Source organism: Gammaproteobacteria bacterium, assembly GCA_041395725.1.
GTDB lineage: Bacteria > Pseudomonadota > Gammaproteobacteria > Pseudomonadales > Pseudohongiellaceae > NORP240.
Window position 1 is genome coordinate 2,494,770 of sequence record JAWKZW010000001.1, and the last position, 19,088, is coordinate 2,513,857.

A 19,088-nucleotide genomic window follows, 5' to 3' on the forward strand; every position below is an offset into this window, starting at 1 on the left:
CCGCGCCCTCCCGCTTACCCGGCAGGAGACCTTGAACCCCGATATTCCAGCAAAAAGAGCTCAATGTGACCACTGACGCCGCGGTAACCCCTTTCGACCAGCTACAGCTGACAGCGCCTGTCCTGCAGGCCCTGCAGGATGTAGGTTATGAAACACCTTCTCCGATCCAGTCCCAGACCATACCTTTAATGCTGGCTGGCAGGGATGTGCTGGGCCAGGCCCAGACGGGTACCGGCAAGACGGCGGCGTTTGCCCTGCCGATTCTGTCGAGGCTGGACCTGAAGCAACAGTATCCGCAGGTGCTTGTGCTGGCGCCGACCCGGGAATTGGCCATCCAGGTGGCTGAGGCGTTTCAGACCTACGCTCATCACCTGCGAGGATTTCACGTATTGCCTGTCTACGGTGGCCAGGACTACAGCGGTCAGATTCGTGCCCTGAAACGCGGGGTGCACGTGGTTGTCGGTACCCCCGGTCGAGTGATGGACCACATGCGTCGGGGTACCCTGAAGCTCGACAAGCTGGTCACCCTGGTGCTGGACGAGGCGGACGAGATGCTGCGCATGGGTTTCATTGACGATGTCGAATGGATACTGGAAAAAACGCCGCCAACCCGTCAGGTGGCGCTGTTTTCAGCGACGATGCCCACCGAGATCAGGCGCATAGCTGATAGACATCTTAACGATCCGGAACATATTACCATCAAGGTCAAAAAGGCGACCGCTGACTTGATTCGCCAGCGCGTATGGCCCGTGAGTGGTGTGCACAAGCTGGATGCCCTGACCCGAATACTGGAAGCCGAAACCTTCGACGCCATGATTGTATTTGTGCGTACCCGAATCCTGACGATCGAACTGGCGGAAAAACTTTCGGCGAGGGGATTTGCCGCTGTTGCGCTGAACGGAGATATTGCCCAGGCGCAGCGTGAACGCACTATTGATCAGTTGAAGAAGGGTAAACTTGATATCCTGGTGGCCACCGATGTGGCGGCCCGCGGCCTGGACGTAGACCGCATCAGCCATGTAATCAACTACGATATTCCCTACGATGCGGAAGCCTATATACACCGTATTGGTCGTACCGGTCGCGCCGGCCGTCAGGGTGACGCGATACTCTTCGTCGCCCCCCGCGAGCGGAGGCTGTTCGGCGCCATCGAACGAGCGACGGGTACCAAGATCGAGTTGATGGAATTGCCGTCAACCGAAGTGATAAACGATAAGCGCATCGCCCAGTTCAAACAGTCGATTACCGACACGCTGGCGGCGGGACGACTTGACTTCTTTCAACAATTGATTGAGCAGTACCGACAGGAACATGACGTGTCCGCCATCGAGATCGCCGCTGCACTGGCGCGACTTGTCCAGGGCGACGTGCCATTGCTTTTACAACACAATTCCACGCCCAGAGCAGACAAGTCCTGGGATAAGAAAAAGGACCAGGAATCGCGCTTCGAACGTCCGGCCCGCGGCCAGAAGGGACGGCCGCCCCGCAAGGTCTCGCCACCGGAGAAAGGCCTGGAGCGCTTTCGTATTGAAGTGGGCCACAATAACAAGGTCATGCCGGGCAACATTGTCGGCGCCATTGCCAATGAGGCAGGCCTGGACAGCAGTGAAATAGGTCGTATTACGATCTTTGACGACTACAGTACGGTGGATCTTCCCGCTGATATGCCGGATGAAATACTCAGGCAATTAAAGAAAGCCTGGGTCAGTGGCAAGACACTTGATATTTCACGTCACAGTGAAGAAGGCGGCCCAGCGCTTTCCGGTCCGCGCAGACCCGATGATGGTGATCGACGGGTGAAGCGCAAACCGAAATTCAAGGCAGACGGTAAGACAGGAACTCACAAGAAACAGGCCAAAAAGAAAAAGGCGAAGCACCGAAAGGAAGCAGGCAGCAGATCACATTCATCAACGTAACGTCAACTAACACGGCATCCAGTACACACCTCAATCCTGCGCAGGACTTTACTGTGCAATCGTTCCATCGAGGCTAACTCCGTTCAGCCAAATTCCACTAATCTGCTACTTGTCTTGTGACCACGTCACTAGCGACCGGAACTGAGCCTCGGAGGATTATTGCCTGCAAAGAAACAGTCATTCCGACGTCGTCCGGACTTCCATCTATAGGTAAAGTTAAGGTTGCCACCCCGCCAGAATCAGCGACAGCAGCGCCAAGCAATAAAGGGTTCAGGATATCCAGACAGAGCGCCCCCTGTTCAGGTGGGAGGCAGGGGCCTGCATTTTCTCCAGCCCCATCAACACCGCCCGCAAACAACACTTCCTCACCTGGATCAGCCCCCGTTACGGTAATCGCTGCAGTCTGTTGCAGCACCAGTTCATCACTGTCAAGCACCAGCGTAGTGGCTGCCGGAGGGCCAGACAAAATTGTCCACAGTATTGCACGTAGCACATTCTCATCTGTTGTTTCGCAGGTATGGGTCTGATTGGGAAAGGGGTTCAGGTCAATACCAAAGACGGGGTCGGGTGTGAATCCTGGATCGCAACTGGCGCGGTCTGCTACCGTGATGGAGACTGCGAAGTGATCAAGTTGCGCAACCCCGGGCACATTGCCCAGGTTCTGGTAAAAAGTCGAGATAACACCGTCGCCGTCATCACCAACACCTATCACCGGTGTGCCGTCGCCAATTATCGATGTGTAGTATACGTCCGCAGGCAGGGGAAACTGTTGCAGGTCATTAAGCTGGGAAAGTGCAATGCTGTCGGGGCGCAGTTCTGAAACCCCCGCGCTGAACGGGTCGATGCCCAAGACTTCTTCAAGTAATTCGCAAATCAACAGATTGTTACCATTACTGCACTCTTGCTGAGCAAATACGGTAAGCTGAGAACCCCCGTGCGGTGCTCCAATAGCAATTAACTGGGACACCTTACCCTCGGCGCCGGTCCACTGCAGGTAAGCGCGGGACGCCATCGCTCCCATACTGTGTCCAACGAGAACTACATTTGAAGCACTCGGGTTGGCGGCAAGAACTGTGTCGACATAGTCTGCTAACTCGTTGCCTTGTTCGGCCAGCGTAAGCCCCTGATTATCTGAAAACTCCACCACGTAGAAGTCACCAGCGTTTATCGGTTCCACCAGATTTGTTTGCGGGTCGGTTCTCAGCAGGCCGCCAAAATCCCAGTCGTTCGCATCAAGCAGTGTGGCGGCAAACAACCAGCTGAATGGGTCGCCACCAAGCCCATGCAGGAAAATCACGGGTTGATCAGGCTTTCGAATTATAGGGTCAGGCAGTACCGCAAATGCATTACCCATGGCAAGGAACAACAGTAGCGACAGGTATTGCGAGAGGCTTTTAATATCAGCGAGTGAACGTTTTCTTGACATTTTTTAACTGCCTTCTTTTAAGTATTAAGACATTCAGGGAACCTCTGATCAACCAGCACAACGCTCTGCGGGGCCTTCAGACAATCCCGCTGGCTTCGTTGCCCTGCCTTGACAGGCCGACAGCAATGCGCCTTGCCAGTGGGTTAGTCCGAGGGCCAGCGCATTGACGTAGTTAATCGTAGGTTCCTTAGTTAATTGGCATTAGTTCGATAAAGAATCGAGGCCAGTCGCCGAGCTGCTTTCCTCTACAATGACCGCCTGAGTGAGTAGGCAGCCATGAAGTGTTGAGGAGATGATAGACGCGAGTACCGCTACTTTAACTCTTTCGATATTTCTGCTCAACTATCAGAACGCTGTCTCTTGTCTGGTCTGCCCCATCTCTACTGCGAGCACATCTGTCGGAGTATAGGCGTTACCCTGTTGTGGTGCTGGCACACTCCGGTCTTCCACTGGGAAAAGTTGGCAACTGCTCAAATGAATCACTGTTTTCCAGCGTCTGACATCGCGCTGCTACCCGGGAGGACGAGGCGGCAGAATCGTCGCCTACATTCCCTACTTCTCCGCCTGGTATTTACTCTGGCCGGATTCATCCGGTTGGAAGCCGCGTCCAGCCGGTGACGTTGATGCCTCTTTCGATATCAAGAATCGAGAAATTGGGGTAATGAGTTAGAAAATTCAGAACGAGATTAGTAAACAAGAATGCGTACAGCGACAGACCGGCAGAATCAAGCCAAGGGTGAATAGTACGAAGGAACGTCAAATTAACTACCACAACGCTCTGCGGGAGCTAATCAGAGGTTCCTTAACTTATTAGGCGAATTTTGGAATCAGTAGACATTGCTGCAGTAACTATTTCCAATTCTGCTCCCTTTCGATTGGTCGCAACCGCCATTGAGTAGTTTGTGACTAGCTCTGGCTGTCGAAAGTTCCAGTTTCGTTCCGGCCTGGGTTTAGCAGCGGCCGCCTTTAAAAATGTCTTGGTGTCGATATCAAAGGCAATTTTCCTGGGGTCTACAAGAAGTCCGGTTCCAATACCTTTCAAATACGCCTCTTTCAGGGTCCAGTAGTCAAACAAAAGTTTGCATTTTGCGGATTCTGGCGCTGTCTCCAATCTTCGAATTTCCGGATGAGAAAGAAACTGGTCGCCAAGACTCCTGTCGCCGCATAGGCTTTCTCTGTGGCGCTCAATATCTATTCCTACTGAGAAATTCGAAACTGCAATCAAGGCATACTGTCCCGAGCTGGATGTGCTGAAATCTAGGCGGTTTGAAGGTAAGAAAGGTTTCCCTTTTGCTGTCCTGGAAAAAGAAATTGTCCTTGGGTTTTCGCCCGTGTACAGTGAGAGGATGTTTCGATAAAAAGCCCGTCGTTTTATGTAGTTCAGCCTGTGTTCACTGAATCTGAATCGGTTTGCCGCGTCTTGTTCTGGTAAACCTAAAACGTCAAGCAGATCAACTTCCAAATCCTCCACATTTTCCAGATACATAGGCCATACATGGATCCACGCCGCGTCCGGATTACTAGGCATACCCGGCATGCTTAATCGCAAAGCTTCTGATTGATACAAGCTGTAATCTCCTTTCGTGAGCTCTGCAAGTAAAAATGATCACCGGGTATTTTAATCATGGAAAAGTGATTATTGGTATAGGTCTTCCATTGCTGCATATCCTGTACGGTGACACTCAAATCATCAGTCCCAAGAATTGCCGTAATCGGGCAGGGAAGCGATAAGGGTTTCGAGCGAATATGGCTTTCGACAATCTGGACATCGGCGCGTATTGTGTTTAGCATTAACCTCATTAGCTCTTTCTGTTCAGGTGTATTTTGGGCACCATAACGAAGTTGCAATTGTGTTAGCAGATCATCGTCGTTCAGATTACCTATCAACGGTCGTTGCGAAGGCAGGTGAAGGGGGGATTTTCCAGACAAAAATACATGTTCTGGTGGTATGCAACATCCTTCATCCATGAGCTGAATGACCAGCTCGGCCGCTAGAAGTGCACCCATGCTGTGCCCGAAGACAGCCCACCGTTTTTTCGTTAAAGGTTTAATTACAGAAACCAGCCTGGCCAGAATCGTCTCGAATCTGTTTATAGCTGGCTCTCCGAAGCGATTCTCCCTGCCTGGCAATTGAACCGGTCGTAATTGTATTGTCGGACTTAGCGATTCCTGCCAGGAGCTGTACACCGAGGCACCCCCGCCTGCGAATGGAAAACAAATTAGCTGAATAGTCGCCTTTTCATTTTCCTTGACAGGAAAGAGCCACTTAGATGGGAAATCTTGAGGTTGCATATCCTTCTGGTAAATTTGAGGATTGGCTTTCGGAAGTGATCATGTAATGCTTGGTCTGGCACCCTAATTGACTATCAATGGCTTCATAATCCTTGCCTCATGCCCGGCAGGTCAGATTTTTCGAAACCGTTTCCCTGAGGGAATGAAATGTTTTTTTCGCCTACGTAGCTTAAACAGAAAACTATTCTCCGGATTCGTATGCGAAATGGCCGCACAGTATTGCGTAGTGGAAAAATACCGTCAAGGGCTGCTCGGGTCTTCGCCAAGCCCAATTCTTGCATCATGGGAGCCAGGTGGTCGACAAACCCATAAGAGGGATATCACGTTTATGATGCAATTCGATCCAGTCCCACTCGTTGCCAGGAAATGCCTGTTCAAAAAAAGAGTTCCAATAAATAAAAAAAATGATTTTTGAGACAGGCACTAGTTGGACGCTTTTTTAAAATCAGTCTCCTTTACCTGAACGACTCATCCACTCCAGCGATCTCGTGATACCATCTTTCAGGCTCACTTTCAGATTGTAAAACTTCAGCTGCTCAGCGTTATCTCCAACCCTGTAAAATACACCTTCTGGCTTGGATGGGTCGTTTTGCAACTCAATATCAATGCCTGCACAATCCTGGATAACCCTGCCTAATTCAAAAAAACTGGTAGCGACTCCGCTTGATATGTTGATCGACTGACCAGGGCTCATTCTGGTTGTTGCTTCAAGTACAAACTCCACGATGTCATCAATGTGGACGAAATCCCTAACTTGTTGTCCACTTCCCCATATCACGATCGGATTTTCCCTATCCAGCACTCTCTTACAAATTCTGGGGAATGGATAGGAAAGATCCTGGTCCTCTCCGTAGCCGGAGAATGGTCGAAAAGACAATACGTTAATCCCGTATTTTTCAGTGCAACACTGCGCCAGAAACTCAGAAGTCAGTTTCGACCATCCGTAGGTCATGTCAGGAACACCGATGTCTTTGCTGAAATCGATCATGGACTCGGTCAGCAGCTTTTGATTTTCCTTGGTCTGATACTTTATTGGATAGGCCGCAGACGAGCTGAAATTCAGTACTACTTTCGGTGCTGGCGTCAGTTTTGGCAGCCAGTTAAAAAACATGGCGTCTATAGCTAAATCTGTTGCTACCTTTAGAGGATCGCCTTCGATCGTCATCCGACCTCCGACTACTGCAGCGAGGTGCAGAATCAAGTCAAAAGATTGAGCAGATTCATTAAAATAAGTCCTTACATCCTGGTTGATAAACTTAAGATCTCCCTTTTTGGTGAGAAATTCCGGCCATCTGTCGGGATGAAGCCCAGTGGATAGATCATCAACAATCGTTACCGAATAACCTCTCTGAAGAAGTTCCGAGGCGAAGTGTCTTCCTACAAATCCACATCCACCTGTTATAAGTGCGCGTTCCATACTAGTTACCTATACTCCGTTGATTTTCGGATTCTCGTTGTGATCTGTTGGATAATTTATTTTGCAGTCTGAGATCGAGAACTTGCGAGTTCCGAGCCGCTGCGCCATGCTGAGGTAGAAGTACCTAGGCAGGTATTTCACGTACCGACTTCCGAGCCGTCTTGGTTCACTGGCTGCCCGGAATAGCCACTCAAGGCCATGGTCCCGCATCCATAGTGGCGCCCGTTTCACCCTGCCACTGTGAAAATCAAATGCCGCGCCAACTACTAGGATGACGCCTACATTGAGTTTGTTCACATGTTCTTCAAGCCAGAAATGCTGCTTTGGCGTGCTGATACCTATCCAGAGTATGTCTGCGTTGCTTTCGTTTATAGTTTTAATAACCTCTTCATCTTCTTCGGGTGTAAGAGGTCGGAAAGGAGGGGAATAGGCGCCAGCAATAGAGATTCCAGGGAAACGTTCTTGTAGTTTTCGCGTAAGTAATTCCGGAACTTCAGCAGCGCCACCGTATAGGTAGTGCGAGAGCCCGCGTGCGACGCTCTCTTGACAAACACGTAACATTAGGTCGGGGCCGGTGACACGTCCGCCCTGATTCAGGCCTTGTCGTCGAATACCCCACACAACCGGCCACCCGTCGGCAGTAGCGAGGTCAGCCTGATTGACTATGTTTCTGAATCGACTGTCGGTTTGTGAAATAACAACGTCTTGAGCACTGTTTACGCAAACGTAGTTCGCGGGGCGAGTCGCCGCAAATGATAAAATTAACTCGACAGCTTGATCGAACTCAATCGCATCAACTGCCAATCCCATAATATTGGCTCGTTTCCTTTCCACGCAAGTTACATCCATTTCATTGATGGTCGTAGATAGTATAAGGGAAGGTGCGATCAAGAACCACTACCAGTTTGTTTCGGTTTTGGTGTTTTTTTAGGCACACGATCTACTACGATCACGTAAACTGGCTATTGAGTTCAACTGCTCTTGGTACACTGACTGCCATTTAGTCATACAACAGCGGAGCTTATTCAATCCGGTTAGATGGACGACTGCACGGCAGAATCCGGGTAGGGTGCTCAATTACTGCCAGAAAATTCTACTCTTATACCTGAATATCCTTGCGCCAGCTTCATCAACAAAGTTCTTCAACAACCGGTTAGTTGAGGATTTCGCGATATATTTTCGCAAGCTCCTCGCAGACAGGGCCTGAGCGATTTCCCTGAACGGATATTCTGGCATTGTTACTCATTTTGTGGCGAAGTGGCTCATCTTCGATAAGTGTCGTTATTGCTTTAACAAAACCCTGCTGATCGCCGGGTAGAAAACCATTTACCCCATCAGTGAGAAACTCCCCTATGCCCCCGACATCGAATGAAACGCAAGGTATGCCGGCGGCGAGAGCCTCGAGCAGCGCGTATGGCATGTTTTCTAGCCTTGATGGGCAAGCGACAACTGAGGCTGTGGAGAGAGCATGGTAAATGCCCGACCTCTCCAATGCTCCCAAAAAGTGAATCCCTTCAATATTCTGTTTTTCAATCGTTCTGGTAAGCTCGTTGTAGAACGTCTTGTCTCGGATAGATCCCGCAATCAGTGTTCGAGTCCCTTTTGGAAAGAACGCATGAGCTTCGACCAGTCTGTCTGTGCCCTTCACCCTTGCAATGTTACCGACGCTGAGCACAGTTGATGGGTCGACGTTTCTGGGCAAGGCATAAATTTCGTTCAGAATTGGCTGTGACAAAAAATGGTGCCTGGCTCTAGTGTAGGGATGTACCTCGTTACTGGAATAGCGGCTGAGCAGTATCAGGTTGTCAGCGCGCTCCAATCCGGAAAACGATTCCTTGAAATAAGTGCTGCGAGACAGCCTGCGCTTCAGGCTCTGTGAAACCAGCCCATGCTCATTGAAAAAATGGCCGTGCACTGTCAAAACGTGAGGAATCTGTCCTGTTCTGCGTAATGCATTGACCTGATGAGAGTCGAAAAAGTGAACTAAGTCAGGTTTGAAGCTATTGATTTCGTTCGCATAAGCTCTATAGCCGGTTAGGATGTTGTAATAGGTAAGCGGAAACTGAACAGGTACGATATTGACTTGAATATTGTCTGCCACCCTCAGGCTTTCTCTTTTTGCTGATCTGCCTTTGAAGTCGACGATGCATAGCTCGATATCTTCGCGATCCCTTAATCCTTCAGCCAGGGCCAGCGTATGAACTGACGGCCCTTTGATCATCGACCCATGTGGGTAGTCGGCGAACATCAAGATGCGCATCAGGAAAGTCCGTACCAGCCCAAACCTAGAGTTCTCTTGAATCTCAACTGAGTGTCTGGATTAAGCTCCTTGTGAAGAAACAGACAGCTGTTCAGGCGCATGAAGGTTGCAAATATATTACTTTCCGTGAGTATGAGTCTGGTACCGGCTCGGTCTTTTATTGACTCATAGGCAACAGGTTTGTTTATCAGAAACTTCAATTGATCGCGACAAGTCCTAAGTGGCAGCTTAATCTTGTTCTTGAGAGTGTTTTGTTTGAAACCCTGAGCGATAATCAGCGGTATTTCCAGTGGCGAGAGGAAGCGAAAGTTTACCCAGTTGAAACCGCCGTCGTCCTGGCGGTGAGTAATCGTACCTTCATATAGATCCCGCATCCAGGAGGTCAGCTCGTCTTTTCTATATTCCGTCATTCTGGAGAGTCTTACTATTAAGTCTATAGTGTCGAAGTCCCCACACGGATGGCCCCAAATTTCAGGAAACACGAAACGCTTCCTGTACCGACAGAGCAATACCGAGTCTATCATTTCTTCCATATAACTAAGTGGCCTGCCGTAGTAGCTGTAGAAGAAAACGAGATGGAAGGCACCAGCGAGGCCGCTACAATAGTACGAACCCTCCCGCATGCCCCACAGCCCAGTAACGGGGTCCTGTTTGGAATTCATATAGTCGAAAGTCGTATTGAGGACTTCCTCATAATTATCAATTGTGTCCTTGTCGTACTCGAGCAGGTCAAGCAAAAACATGATGAAATTACTTTCCAACCCTGCACTGGACCAGTCTATTTCGTTTAGATAAGCGTTCAATTTCTTCAGGTCGCTTAATTCGTGAAGAAATTTGAGCGGGTGAATCGGTCGGCCATTTAAAATCTGCAACGCACATATAGCGTAGTCACAGTTTGACCATCGCAGATAAGGGTTTGTCCCCGCATCCGTAGGTTCGTGGAACAAGCCGGTTTCCTTGTCCTGAAAGCCCTGGATGTATTCAATCCAGCCGTTACGTTCTTCATCAGACAGCCTTTCTATCGAACCGGTCAGGTCCTTTATTATGACGGCAAGGCATGTGCTTATCAGACCGGCTTCACCGATGCTTGAGAATCGATACTGATGGCTTTCTCCTTCTCTTAAAGAAGCAACATACCGATCGGCTCCTTCGATAATATCCTGAATGGGTAACATGAACTGCAGGCCTCCCAATGACGGATTCATTTCTGCAACACGTGATCGCAGATAGTGCAGTGATTATTAATTGGATGCTGGATATTTCAACTCTGAGACCAGTATCGATCGAATTCCCGATACCGACCTGGAATTATAGGGAGTAACTGCCCACACGTCTATGTATCAACGGTGTTTTCTGGAGCCGGGTTACGCAGCATTAGTGCTACTGCAGATACAGCTGGATCGACTACCTGGGCAGCAAACCTTTGTTGCTTGGTTCTAGGGCGGTGTTCTGATGTGACTCAGAATTTACAAGGCGCAGTTCCTGTCAGAGCTTGATCCAGGATCCACAACTACGACTCTCATGAAAAGGCACTTCAGATGTAATAAAATCGAGCCAAGATTTCAGCTACCGCCAGCGACGGGCTGAATATAAGTCGATTGTCATGTCGGCTTGGTGGAATATTGACCCTTTCCTGCGGCAATTGTTCGCAAGTATCTCGTAACTTATTGTGATATAAGTCAAATATATTACAATTGACTCCCGCGATTAATGGTGCAGGTGGGAGAATCGTGACGAGCAGTGATGGTTTAATTGCTGTATTTGTCCTAAAATCCTGCTTTCGATGGGTGTCTGGGAGCGGTAACTCAAACGACGTTTCCCGACATCGAAATCCTGATCGGTCGACTGTCGGTGCCTTTGGTCTAATTCGACACACAGGCCGACTGGATTTATGTTCCAACGAATACGAATGTACTACGAGTCTTGCTATGTCCTCCGGTTCGAATGTCGATGGCGCTTCACCCGTAGCGCAATGTCTAAGCTGCTTCTGACTATATGATGTAGCGGATTGAGAGCAAGCAAGATTATAGTGTCAGGATCGATACGAACGGAGAAATGTTCAGAACAATGGAAACTCACGCCCCAGACCTCGATCAAGTCCACAAAGCGCTTTCGTCTGATCCACTGATCACGGACTTCACGATAGTCAGCAGGCAGTCGCTGGTTGGTGAGCTCCATTGGTTAGTCTATGTTGTCCCCGGCCCACTCTACTCTCAGGAAACGCTGGAGCAGAAACTGGCTTCACTAGTTGACCGTCCGAATCCTCCTTTATCGATCATCCCGATCAGCTCCGTACCTCGAGATGAACAAGGCGATTGGGATGCGTCAGCACTGTCGCGTTATCCTGTATTCAATGAGACGGTTATTGGACACATTGAGGAAAAAGTGCGCGGCATCGCAGGTATTAGGAAGGCCGCTGCCATCGTTGAGCCCGCTGATTTACCCGCCCGACTTCACCTATCAGATCTACTTCCAGAGCGTAACAAGAAAGCCGTTGATATTGAATTGACAGCCAAGAATGGTGAAGGCGATTCGTCGACCGGGAATTCTGCTTCGGGCGAGTCTGCAACAGACGTACCTGCCATCAGCACTGGTGGGGACCTGATTGTTCCAGAAAACGCTCCATCAAACTTGGTGGAGATGCTGTTTGCGGCCAGTAAAACAGTTCCTGGTAAGTCTTTGCATTTCCATAGTGCCAACGGTACCACATCATCTGCCAGTTATTCTGATCTACTGGAAAGGGCTATGGAGTTGATGCATGGACTAGTCGCGGAGGGACTGAACCCGGGCACACACGTGTTATTTCAGATAGGCGACAATCGTAAGTTCCTCGAGGCATTCTGGGCGTGTATCCTGGGCGGCTTCGTTCCGGTTCCCACAGCGATAATGACGGACACCAGACCTGAGACCCTCGAGCGATTCACTGGTGTGTATAAAACACTTGATTGTGAATTTATACTGAGTTGTGGTGAGCAAGCCGAAATTCTGCATGAAGTATTCAAGCCCGTTCAGCCGGAAAACATTCGCATAGTAGATACCGACACTCTCCAACTCGTAGAGAACAAAAATGGTCAAGCGGCGCATCTCCCTCAGGGCGGGGATGTGGCTTTGATGATGTTGACATCGGGCAGTACCGGCCTGCCAAAGGGTGTGCCGCTAACTCATCGAAACCTTGTATCCCGGTCGATTGCTTCCGTCCAGTTTCATGGATTCGACAAGGACATGGTGACACTGAACTGGATGCCTCTCGATCACGTTTCAGGTTTGATTTACTTTCACCTTCGTGATGTTTATCTACAGTGTACTCAAGTACATGTCCAGACAGAAATCATTCTGGCCAAGCCGGCGCGCTGGCTGGACCTTCTGGACAAATACCGGGTAACAGTGACTTTTGCTCCGAATTTCGCTTTTGGTCTGGTGTGCAATATTGAAGACGAATTGGCCGGAGGGGATTGGGATCTTTCATGTCTCAGGTTGATCCTTAATGGTGGTGAATCGGTTGTCGCGTCAACCGCGCGTAAGTTTCTTTCGATATTCGGTCAATGGGGGCTTGCAAAAGAAGTCATGTGCCCTGCCTGGGGGATGTCCGAGATCTCCTCGGGTATTACCTACGGTACCGATTTCAGTCTCGAAAGCACGTCTGATAGCGACGCGTACGTGGAGGTGGGATACCCTATTCCCGGAGATAGTCTTCGAATCGTAGACGAAAATGACCGGCTTTTGATGGAAGGTGAGGTGGGTCGACTGCAGGTTAAAGGTGAAACCGTATTCAAGGGGTACTATGGAAGAAATGATGCAGACAACCAGGTTTTCACTAAAGATGGTTGGTTTATAACTGGCGATTTAGGACTGATACGCAATGGCAGCTTAACCATCACTGGGCGTGAGAAAGACATAATTATTCTGAACGGAGTTAACTATGCGGGGCCTCGGATAGAATCTGTAGTTGAGAAAGTCGAAGGGGTACTGGCGTCTTTTACTGCGGCGATTGCCGTACCAAACCTGGATGGAGATGGCACAGAGTGCCTTGGCATATTTTTTTCTCCACTGAATGCTGATGATAGATCGCTCGAGTTACAAATCAGAAAAATCAAGGACCAGGTTTTTCGAGAAGAAGGAATCTTACCAGCTTATGTTGTTCCACTTCCTCGAGAAGAAGTACCAAAAACCTCGATCGGTAAAATTCAGCGGCCACAGCTCGTTGAGCGTTTTAAGAACGGCGAATTTGAAAAAATAGTCAAGCGCATAGACCTGTTGTTGGGAAATGCGAATACAGTCCCGTCTTGGTTTTTCCAACCGGACTGGCAGACAAAGTCTGCCGGCAGTGGCGCCCGTATCTCTCGGAACGATTCTAATGCGGTTATTATTTTCTCTGAAGCCATGGATGGCATTGCATCTAGTTTTTCAGAGGCACTGAATAATTCAGGATCCATCACGATCTTGGTCGGAGGTGGGACTGAATTCGAGAAGTTGGATAAGTTCCGATATCGTCATAATCTCGAAACTGCTGATGGCTATCAGCGCCTGATCGACGCTCTTCAAGAGGAAGGTATTCAGCCCGGTGTCGTAGTTTTCGATTTCACTTCCACTGATACTGAAATTCAAAACGCCCAAGGTCTTTATGCTGATACTTTATCGGCTTGCAATAGGTTTGTTTGCGGAAGCAGGGCCGTGGTCCAACTGGCGTCAACGTCCAACGCGACCATCAAACTGTTGGTGTTGAATAGGGGGTGGAGTTCTTTTGGGAAATTTCAGGGATCCACGTCACTTGGCGCACCGATCTTGAGCCTGGTCAAATCTCTGTCGCTTGAAAATATGTCGATTACATGCGCCAGTGTGGATGTTGGTGAATTCGATAGTGCTACGGCATCTGATTGTGTAATCGAAGAATTGAATTCCGGCTTGCCTGACGTTGAAGTAGCGTTCCGATCGGGGCGCAGACACGTCATGGCATTGCAACGGGTAAAACTTAGTCAAACTGCCGGCTCTGGTAGCCTGAAACCACATGGACACTACCTGGTCAGTGGTGGGCTGGGAGGTGTTGGATTCAACCTGGTTTCTTACCTGCTAAAGCAGTACGACGCATGTATCGTCATCACTGGGCGCGAGGATCTGCAACCCGATACAGAGCGATACAATAAGTACGAAGAGCTGAAAAAACTACCAGGCAGTGTCCTTTACGTTCGTAGTGATCTTTGCGAACCAGCTTTGCTGGAGCAGGCTTTCTCGGCTTTAACGAATTCAACGTCAATTTCACTTGACGGCATTTTCCACCTTGCCGGAAGTTATCACGAATCTTTGGTTATAGATGAAACCAGAGAAAGCTTAGACCAATTATTCTCGCCGAAGGTCAACGGGTCTCAGACGTTGCTGGAATTGGCAAGTCGAAATCCAGAGTGCTTCTTTGTTGGTTTCTCGTCAGTTAGCAGTCTTTTCGGCGGGGCGATGATTGGCGGCTACAGTGCTTCGAACCTGTTCCTTGACCAATTAGCTTCTCGGAGAGAAGAAGGGGCACGGGTTTACTCAATAAACTGGGCGACATGGCGTGATACTGGTATTAGCCGGGAATTTGAGTTTAAGGACGCATTGCAGGCCTCAGGTTATATGGAAATGCCAGTTGATAGTGCATTGCGAAGCCTGGAGATAATACTTAGCCAGCAACCTGGGAACTATATCGTAGGGCTTGATATTTGCAATCAGCGTATCAGATCGCGCATGTCGGAATCGTCTGTGCTGATCAAAATGCGTTGTTATTGTGAACTGGAATCGGGTGAGACGAGCGGGTCCTTGCCACAGATATCGCAAGAGGATGACTACGGGACTTCGATTAGCGCGGAGTTGGTATATCTTCCCCAATTACCAGTAACAGATAGCGGGGCTATTGATAGGAAAGCGCTGATAGCGATGTATCAAAATGGATCTTCGCGTATCGTGCCCCCATCTACGCCTGTAGAAGAACAGCTGGCATCGATTTGGCAAAATTTACTGGGTATTAACGAAGTAAGTGTCGACTGGAGTTTTTTCGAATTGGGAGGTCAGTCGCTACTCGCAACCAAGCTGAATTCTGAATTGGCCAGTCGGTTCGGCGTAGATTGGTCGCTGAGGAATATTTTCGAGCTACCAACATTAAAAGAACAGGCTCAAAGAATTGAGAGAGAAAGCGGAGCGCTCACTTCAGTAGCGCGCGATGATTCGGCTATCAGCGGCAATCTGGCCTTAGGTTTGTCGTCTTCTCAAAAACGAATGTGGTTTATGGATCAGTTCAGTACGGCACGTCATATGTATAACATATCTGCCGCATTGCAAATCGAGGGCCACTTGGACGAGGGCATGCTAGCTGAGAGTATTCAGCGGGTAATTATGCGGCATGAAGCGCTACGTACGACGTTCCCAAAGGAAGATGGGCAACCTATCCAGAAAATAGCTGCCTCACTTCATATTGAGGTGCCTGTCTGCGATTTAAGTCCGCTTGATGATGAGGCGAAGAAAAAAGAACTTAGTGAGTTGGGAAAAAAGGAAGCGTGTAGGGAGTTTGATCTGGAGAAAGGCCCGCTTCTACGCGCGCTTTTAATAAGAATGGCGCCAAATGAATATACCTTTATGGTGACCATGCACCACATTATATCTGACGGCTGGTCGATTCAGATATTCTTTCGAGACCTTCTTGAATACTACCAATCATACAGTAAAGAAGATATGTCACCGCCACGAGATCTTACCTATCAGTATTCGGATTACGCCAGATGGCAATCTCAATGGCAAGCCAGTTCGGATTTCAATTCCAAGTGTGAGTACTGGATCGAGAAGCTGCGGGGTGTGGGTGTCGGTCTTGAGATACCAACTGATAAACCCAGACCTGAGTTACAAACATATCGAGGGCAGCGCTATTTGACGCATTTGCCGGCTACATTGTCAGTGCGTTTGGAAGATTATGCCAGGAACCAGAACGTGTCACTGTATATGGTACTTTTAACGGCCTTCCAAATACTTTTGTACCGTCGTTCCAGGCAGGAAGATGTTGTGATTGGTACTGTCACTGCCAATCGAAACAAAACTGAGCTCAACGACCTTATCGGTTCGTTTGTTAATCTGTTCGTGCTCAGGACGCAGCTTGACGGGAAAGCCAGCTTTTGCGAGACGTTGAAAGAGGTCAGGACTGCTGCACTGGAGGCGTTCGAATTCATGGATATTCCTTTCGAGGTTATTGTAGACAAGCTGCAGGCTAGTCGTGACTTGAGTAGGGCGCCCGTATTTCAGATAGCCTTCGATTTCAGGGAGCCATTCTTGACTAAATCCCCTATGCCGGGCATCAAGCTGGGGTTGATGGAACCGGATCTGGGGATCTCGAAGTACGACCTTCATCTCACAATAGAGGCGCAAGACAACGGTCTGAAAGTAATCTGGGAATACGCAACTGATTTGTTCTATGAAGAATCTATTGCGCAAATGGCAGAACAGTACAGAGTGCTTCTGGAAAACATATTGGAAGATCCTCAGCAGGTAATCGAAGAAATACTTCTTTTTTCCAAGCCAGAGCTACAGGAACATGTTAAGAGCTGTCGAGGTGTAGAACGCTCGGAATATCTCGATGGTGCCAGTGTTCTTTCTTTAATTGAGAGTCAAGCCGAGAGAAACCCCATGCAGACCGCCGTCGAATATGACGGCCAAAGTATCAGTTATGAGGAGCTCAATAAAAAATCCAGTCAATTGGCTGGCTACTTGCAAAAGAATGGAGTCGGCATTGGTACCATGGTTGCGATATCACTGAATCGAAACCCTAATATGGTTATTGCAATGCTGGGGGTAATGAAAGCGGGGGGAGCATATGTTCCACTAGACCCCAAGTATCCTTTGGACAGGATCGAGTTTATTCTCAGAAAAAGCAAGGCACCTCTAATTCTTACCGAGGAACAGCTGGCAGAAAAGTTCAAGTCCTTAGGCGTATCGCTATTTGAGCTGGACAAGGATTGGAGTATGGTTGAGGCTCATCCAGTAGTTAGTCCACGCATTAAAATAGAGCCAGAACAGTTGGCTTATTCTATTTTTACTTCCGGGTCTACGGGGCAGCCAAAAGGTGTCCTGCTCCAGCACTGGGGATTGCTCAATCTCGCCTGTAGTGCGAAAGCGGCACTACGCATAACTTCGGATAGCAGGGTGCTGCAGTTCTCCAGTTTTGGCTTTGATGCCTCAGTTTGGGAGATATTTACGACTCTGGCGGCTGGTGCAACGCTTTGCCTGGGAAAGGATAGCGAGCTATTGCCCGGGATGGATCTCATCAATTTTCTAGTTAGCAAGAATATCTCTGTGGCAACCTTGCCTCCGTCGGTATTGCGTGTCTTGCCAGAAGCTGAGTTGCCGGCATTGAAGACAATTGTCAGTGCGGGCGAAGCATGCAGTTTGGAGTTGGTAAATAGATGGGCAGATTCCAGGTTATTCATCAATGCGTATGGACCGACCGAAACTACAGTGTGCGCGACAATGGGAGAAGTCATTCCAGATGCTGATGGCAATTCGCCTGATATTGGATACCCTTTGCCAAACATGGCCGTTTATCTAGTTGATGACAAGTTGCAACCTGTGCCTCCAGGTGTGCCAGGTGAATTATGTGTTTCCGGGGTTGGATTGGCGCGAGGGTACCTCGGGCTTTCCGAGTTGACGTCCGAAAAATTTGTCGAAAACCCATACGGCAGCGGAATTTACACCAGAATGTACAGGACCGGTGATCTTGCGCTGCGCAAGGTAGACGGGCGGATTAGCTATATTGGACGAATTGACAACCAGGTCAAGCTTCGTGGGTTTCGCATTGAACTGGGAGAGATCGAGCATGTATTGAGACAATCTCCTCAAGTAGATGATGCAGCGGTTCTGTTGAGGGAGGATAATCCGGGTGACCGAAAACTGGTTGGCTACGTAGTTTTAAATACAGCGCTGAACTCAATCGATAGAAGTGGCGGAGAAAGCAAGCCTTTAGGAGACACAAGAATCCTGAAGCAGGATATAAAGGATATCCTGGCCAGACAATTGCCTGAATACATGCATCCAAACATAATCGAATTCCTGGACAGCATGCCTCTGACCTCCAATGGAAAAATCGACAGAAATGCCCTGCCAGTTCCCGACCAGGCGCGATCTGGATTGGATATTGGTGTGACTGATCCTACATCGACTCTCGAAGGAGAGATAGTTGATATCTGGAAGCAGTTACTTGGTCTCGAAGTTGTTGGTATAGAGCAGAACTTTTTTGATATAGGTGGCGACTCCCTCAAGATGGCTGAAGTGCAGCATCAGGTGCTGAGTAGGATTGGTCGAAAAATCGAGCTGGTGGAATTGTTTCAGTATCCTACAGTTCGAACACTGGCTGCCTATCTTGAATCTAATAAGAATTCACGGCCTACGGAGAAGCAGGTCGATCTTGCTGCAAAGGAGAGGTCGAATACGGGCAAACAACGTATGCTTGATCTTGCCAAACGAAAGCAGGACGCAAGAAACAGGACAAGGAAGCCACTGTAATGGTTGGAGACCGAAGCGGGTTCGAAATTACCAATTACGGCATAAGTGGTTGGCTTTCGTATACAGCGGTGCTAGGAAAAAATCGGAAAAGGTTTTCAGACGTTTTAGCGGTGTTGGCGGGCGCCCGATTCATGATCCCTCGCGATTCGAGATATTTGCCCGGCACAAACCTTAGCAATTCGATTCCATACTGTACATCGGCTATCCAGGTTGGCCAAATTACCCTCAGAATTGAGAGACACCCCAGCCCTTGTGAATTTACCAATT

Annotated in this window: 9 protein-coding genes; 2 read left to right on the plus strand and 7 right to left on the minus strand. The window is 48.9% G+C overall.

Annotated elements, in window-relative coordinates:
* The first annotated feature begins 65 nt into the window (after window positions 1–65).
* Window positions 66–1,916, plus strand: coding sequence for a DEAD/DEAH box helicase (locus R3F50_10980; GenBank protein MEZ5490830.1), 1,851 nt, complete (start codon window positions 66–68; stop codon window positions 1,914–1,916).
* Window positions 1,917–2,013: 97 nt separating this feature from the next.
* Here R3F50_10980 and R3F50_10985 read toward each other — a convergent pair whose 3' ends face one another.
* The 7 genes from R3F50_10985 to R3F50_11015 form a co-directional block, all read right to left on the minus strand.
* Window positions 2,014–3,342, minus strand: coding sequence for a hypothetical protein (locus R3F50_10985; GenBank protein MEZ5490831.1), 1,329 nt, complete (start codon window positions 3,340–3,342; stop codon window positions 2,014–2,016).
* Window positions 3,343–4,144: 802 nt separating this feature from the next.
* Window positions 4,145–4,909 carry a 4'-phosphopantetheinyl transferase superfamily protein gene (locus R3F50_10990; protein MEZ5490832.1) on the minus strand — a complete coding sequence of 255 codons (765 nt, stop codon included), beginning with the start codon at window positions 4,907–4,909 and terminating at the stop codon, window positions 4,145–4,147.
* Window positions 4,882–5,634 carry an alpha/beta fold hydrolase gene (locus R3F50_10995; GenBank protein MEZ5490833.1) on the minus strand — a complete coding sequence of 251 codons (753 nt, stop codon included), beginning with the start codon at window positions 5,632–5,634 and terminating at the stop codon, window positions 4,882–4,884. The genes R3F50_10990 and R3F50_10995 overlap by 28 nt, the downstream gene beginning before the upstream one ends.
* Window positions 5,635–6,079: 445 nt before the next feature.
* Window positions 6,080–7,051, minus strand: a complete 972-nt coding sequence (locus R3F50_11000; GenBank protein MEZ5490834.1) for an NAD-dependent epimerase/dehydratase family protein — start codon at window positions 7,049–7,051, stop codon at window positions 6,080–6,082.
* 9 nt (window positions 7,052–7,060) lie between these two features.
* Window positions 7,061–7,885 carry a WecB/TagA/CpsF family glycosyltransferase gene (locus tag R3F50_11005; protein MEZ5490835.1) on the minus strand — a complete coding sequence of 275 codons (825 nt, stop codon included), beginning with the start codon at window positions 7,883–7,885 and terminating at the stop codon, window positions 7,061–7,063.
* Between the two features lie 319 nt (window positions 7,886–8,204).
* Window positions 8,205–9,311: a glycosyltransferase family 4 protein gene (locus R3F50_11010; GenBank protein ID MEZ5490836.1), complete on the minus strand. Its 1,107-nt coding sequence runs from the start codon at window positions 9,309–9,311 to the stop codon at window positions 8,205–8,207.
* Window positions 9,311–10,486 carry a hypothetical protein gene (locus R3F50_11015; protein MEZ5490837.1) on the minus strand — a complete coding sequence of 392 codons (1,176 nt, stop codon included), beginning with the start codon at window positions 10,484–10,486 and terminating at the stop codon, window positions 9,311–9,313. The genes R3F50_11010 and R3F50_11015 overlap by 1 nt, the downstream gene beginning before the upstream one ends.
* 892 nt (window positions 10,487–11,378) lie before the next feature.
* Here R3F50_11015 and R3F50_11020 point away from each other — a divergent pair.
* The gene (locus tag R3F50_11020) at window positions 11,379–18,821 is read left to right on the plus strand and encodes an amino acid adenylation domain-containing protein (protein ID MEZ5490838.1); all 7,443 of its coding nucleotides are present in this window, start codon (window positions 11,379–11,381) and stop codon (window positions 18,819–18,821) included.
* The last annotated feature ends 267 nt before the right edge of the window (window positions 18,822–19,088 follow it).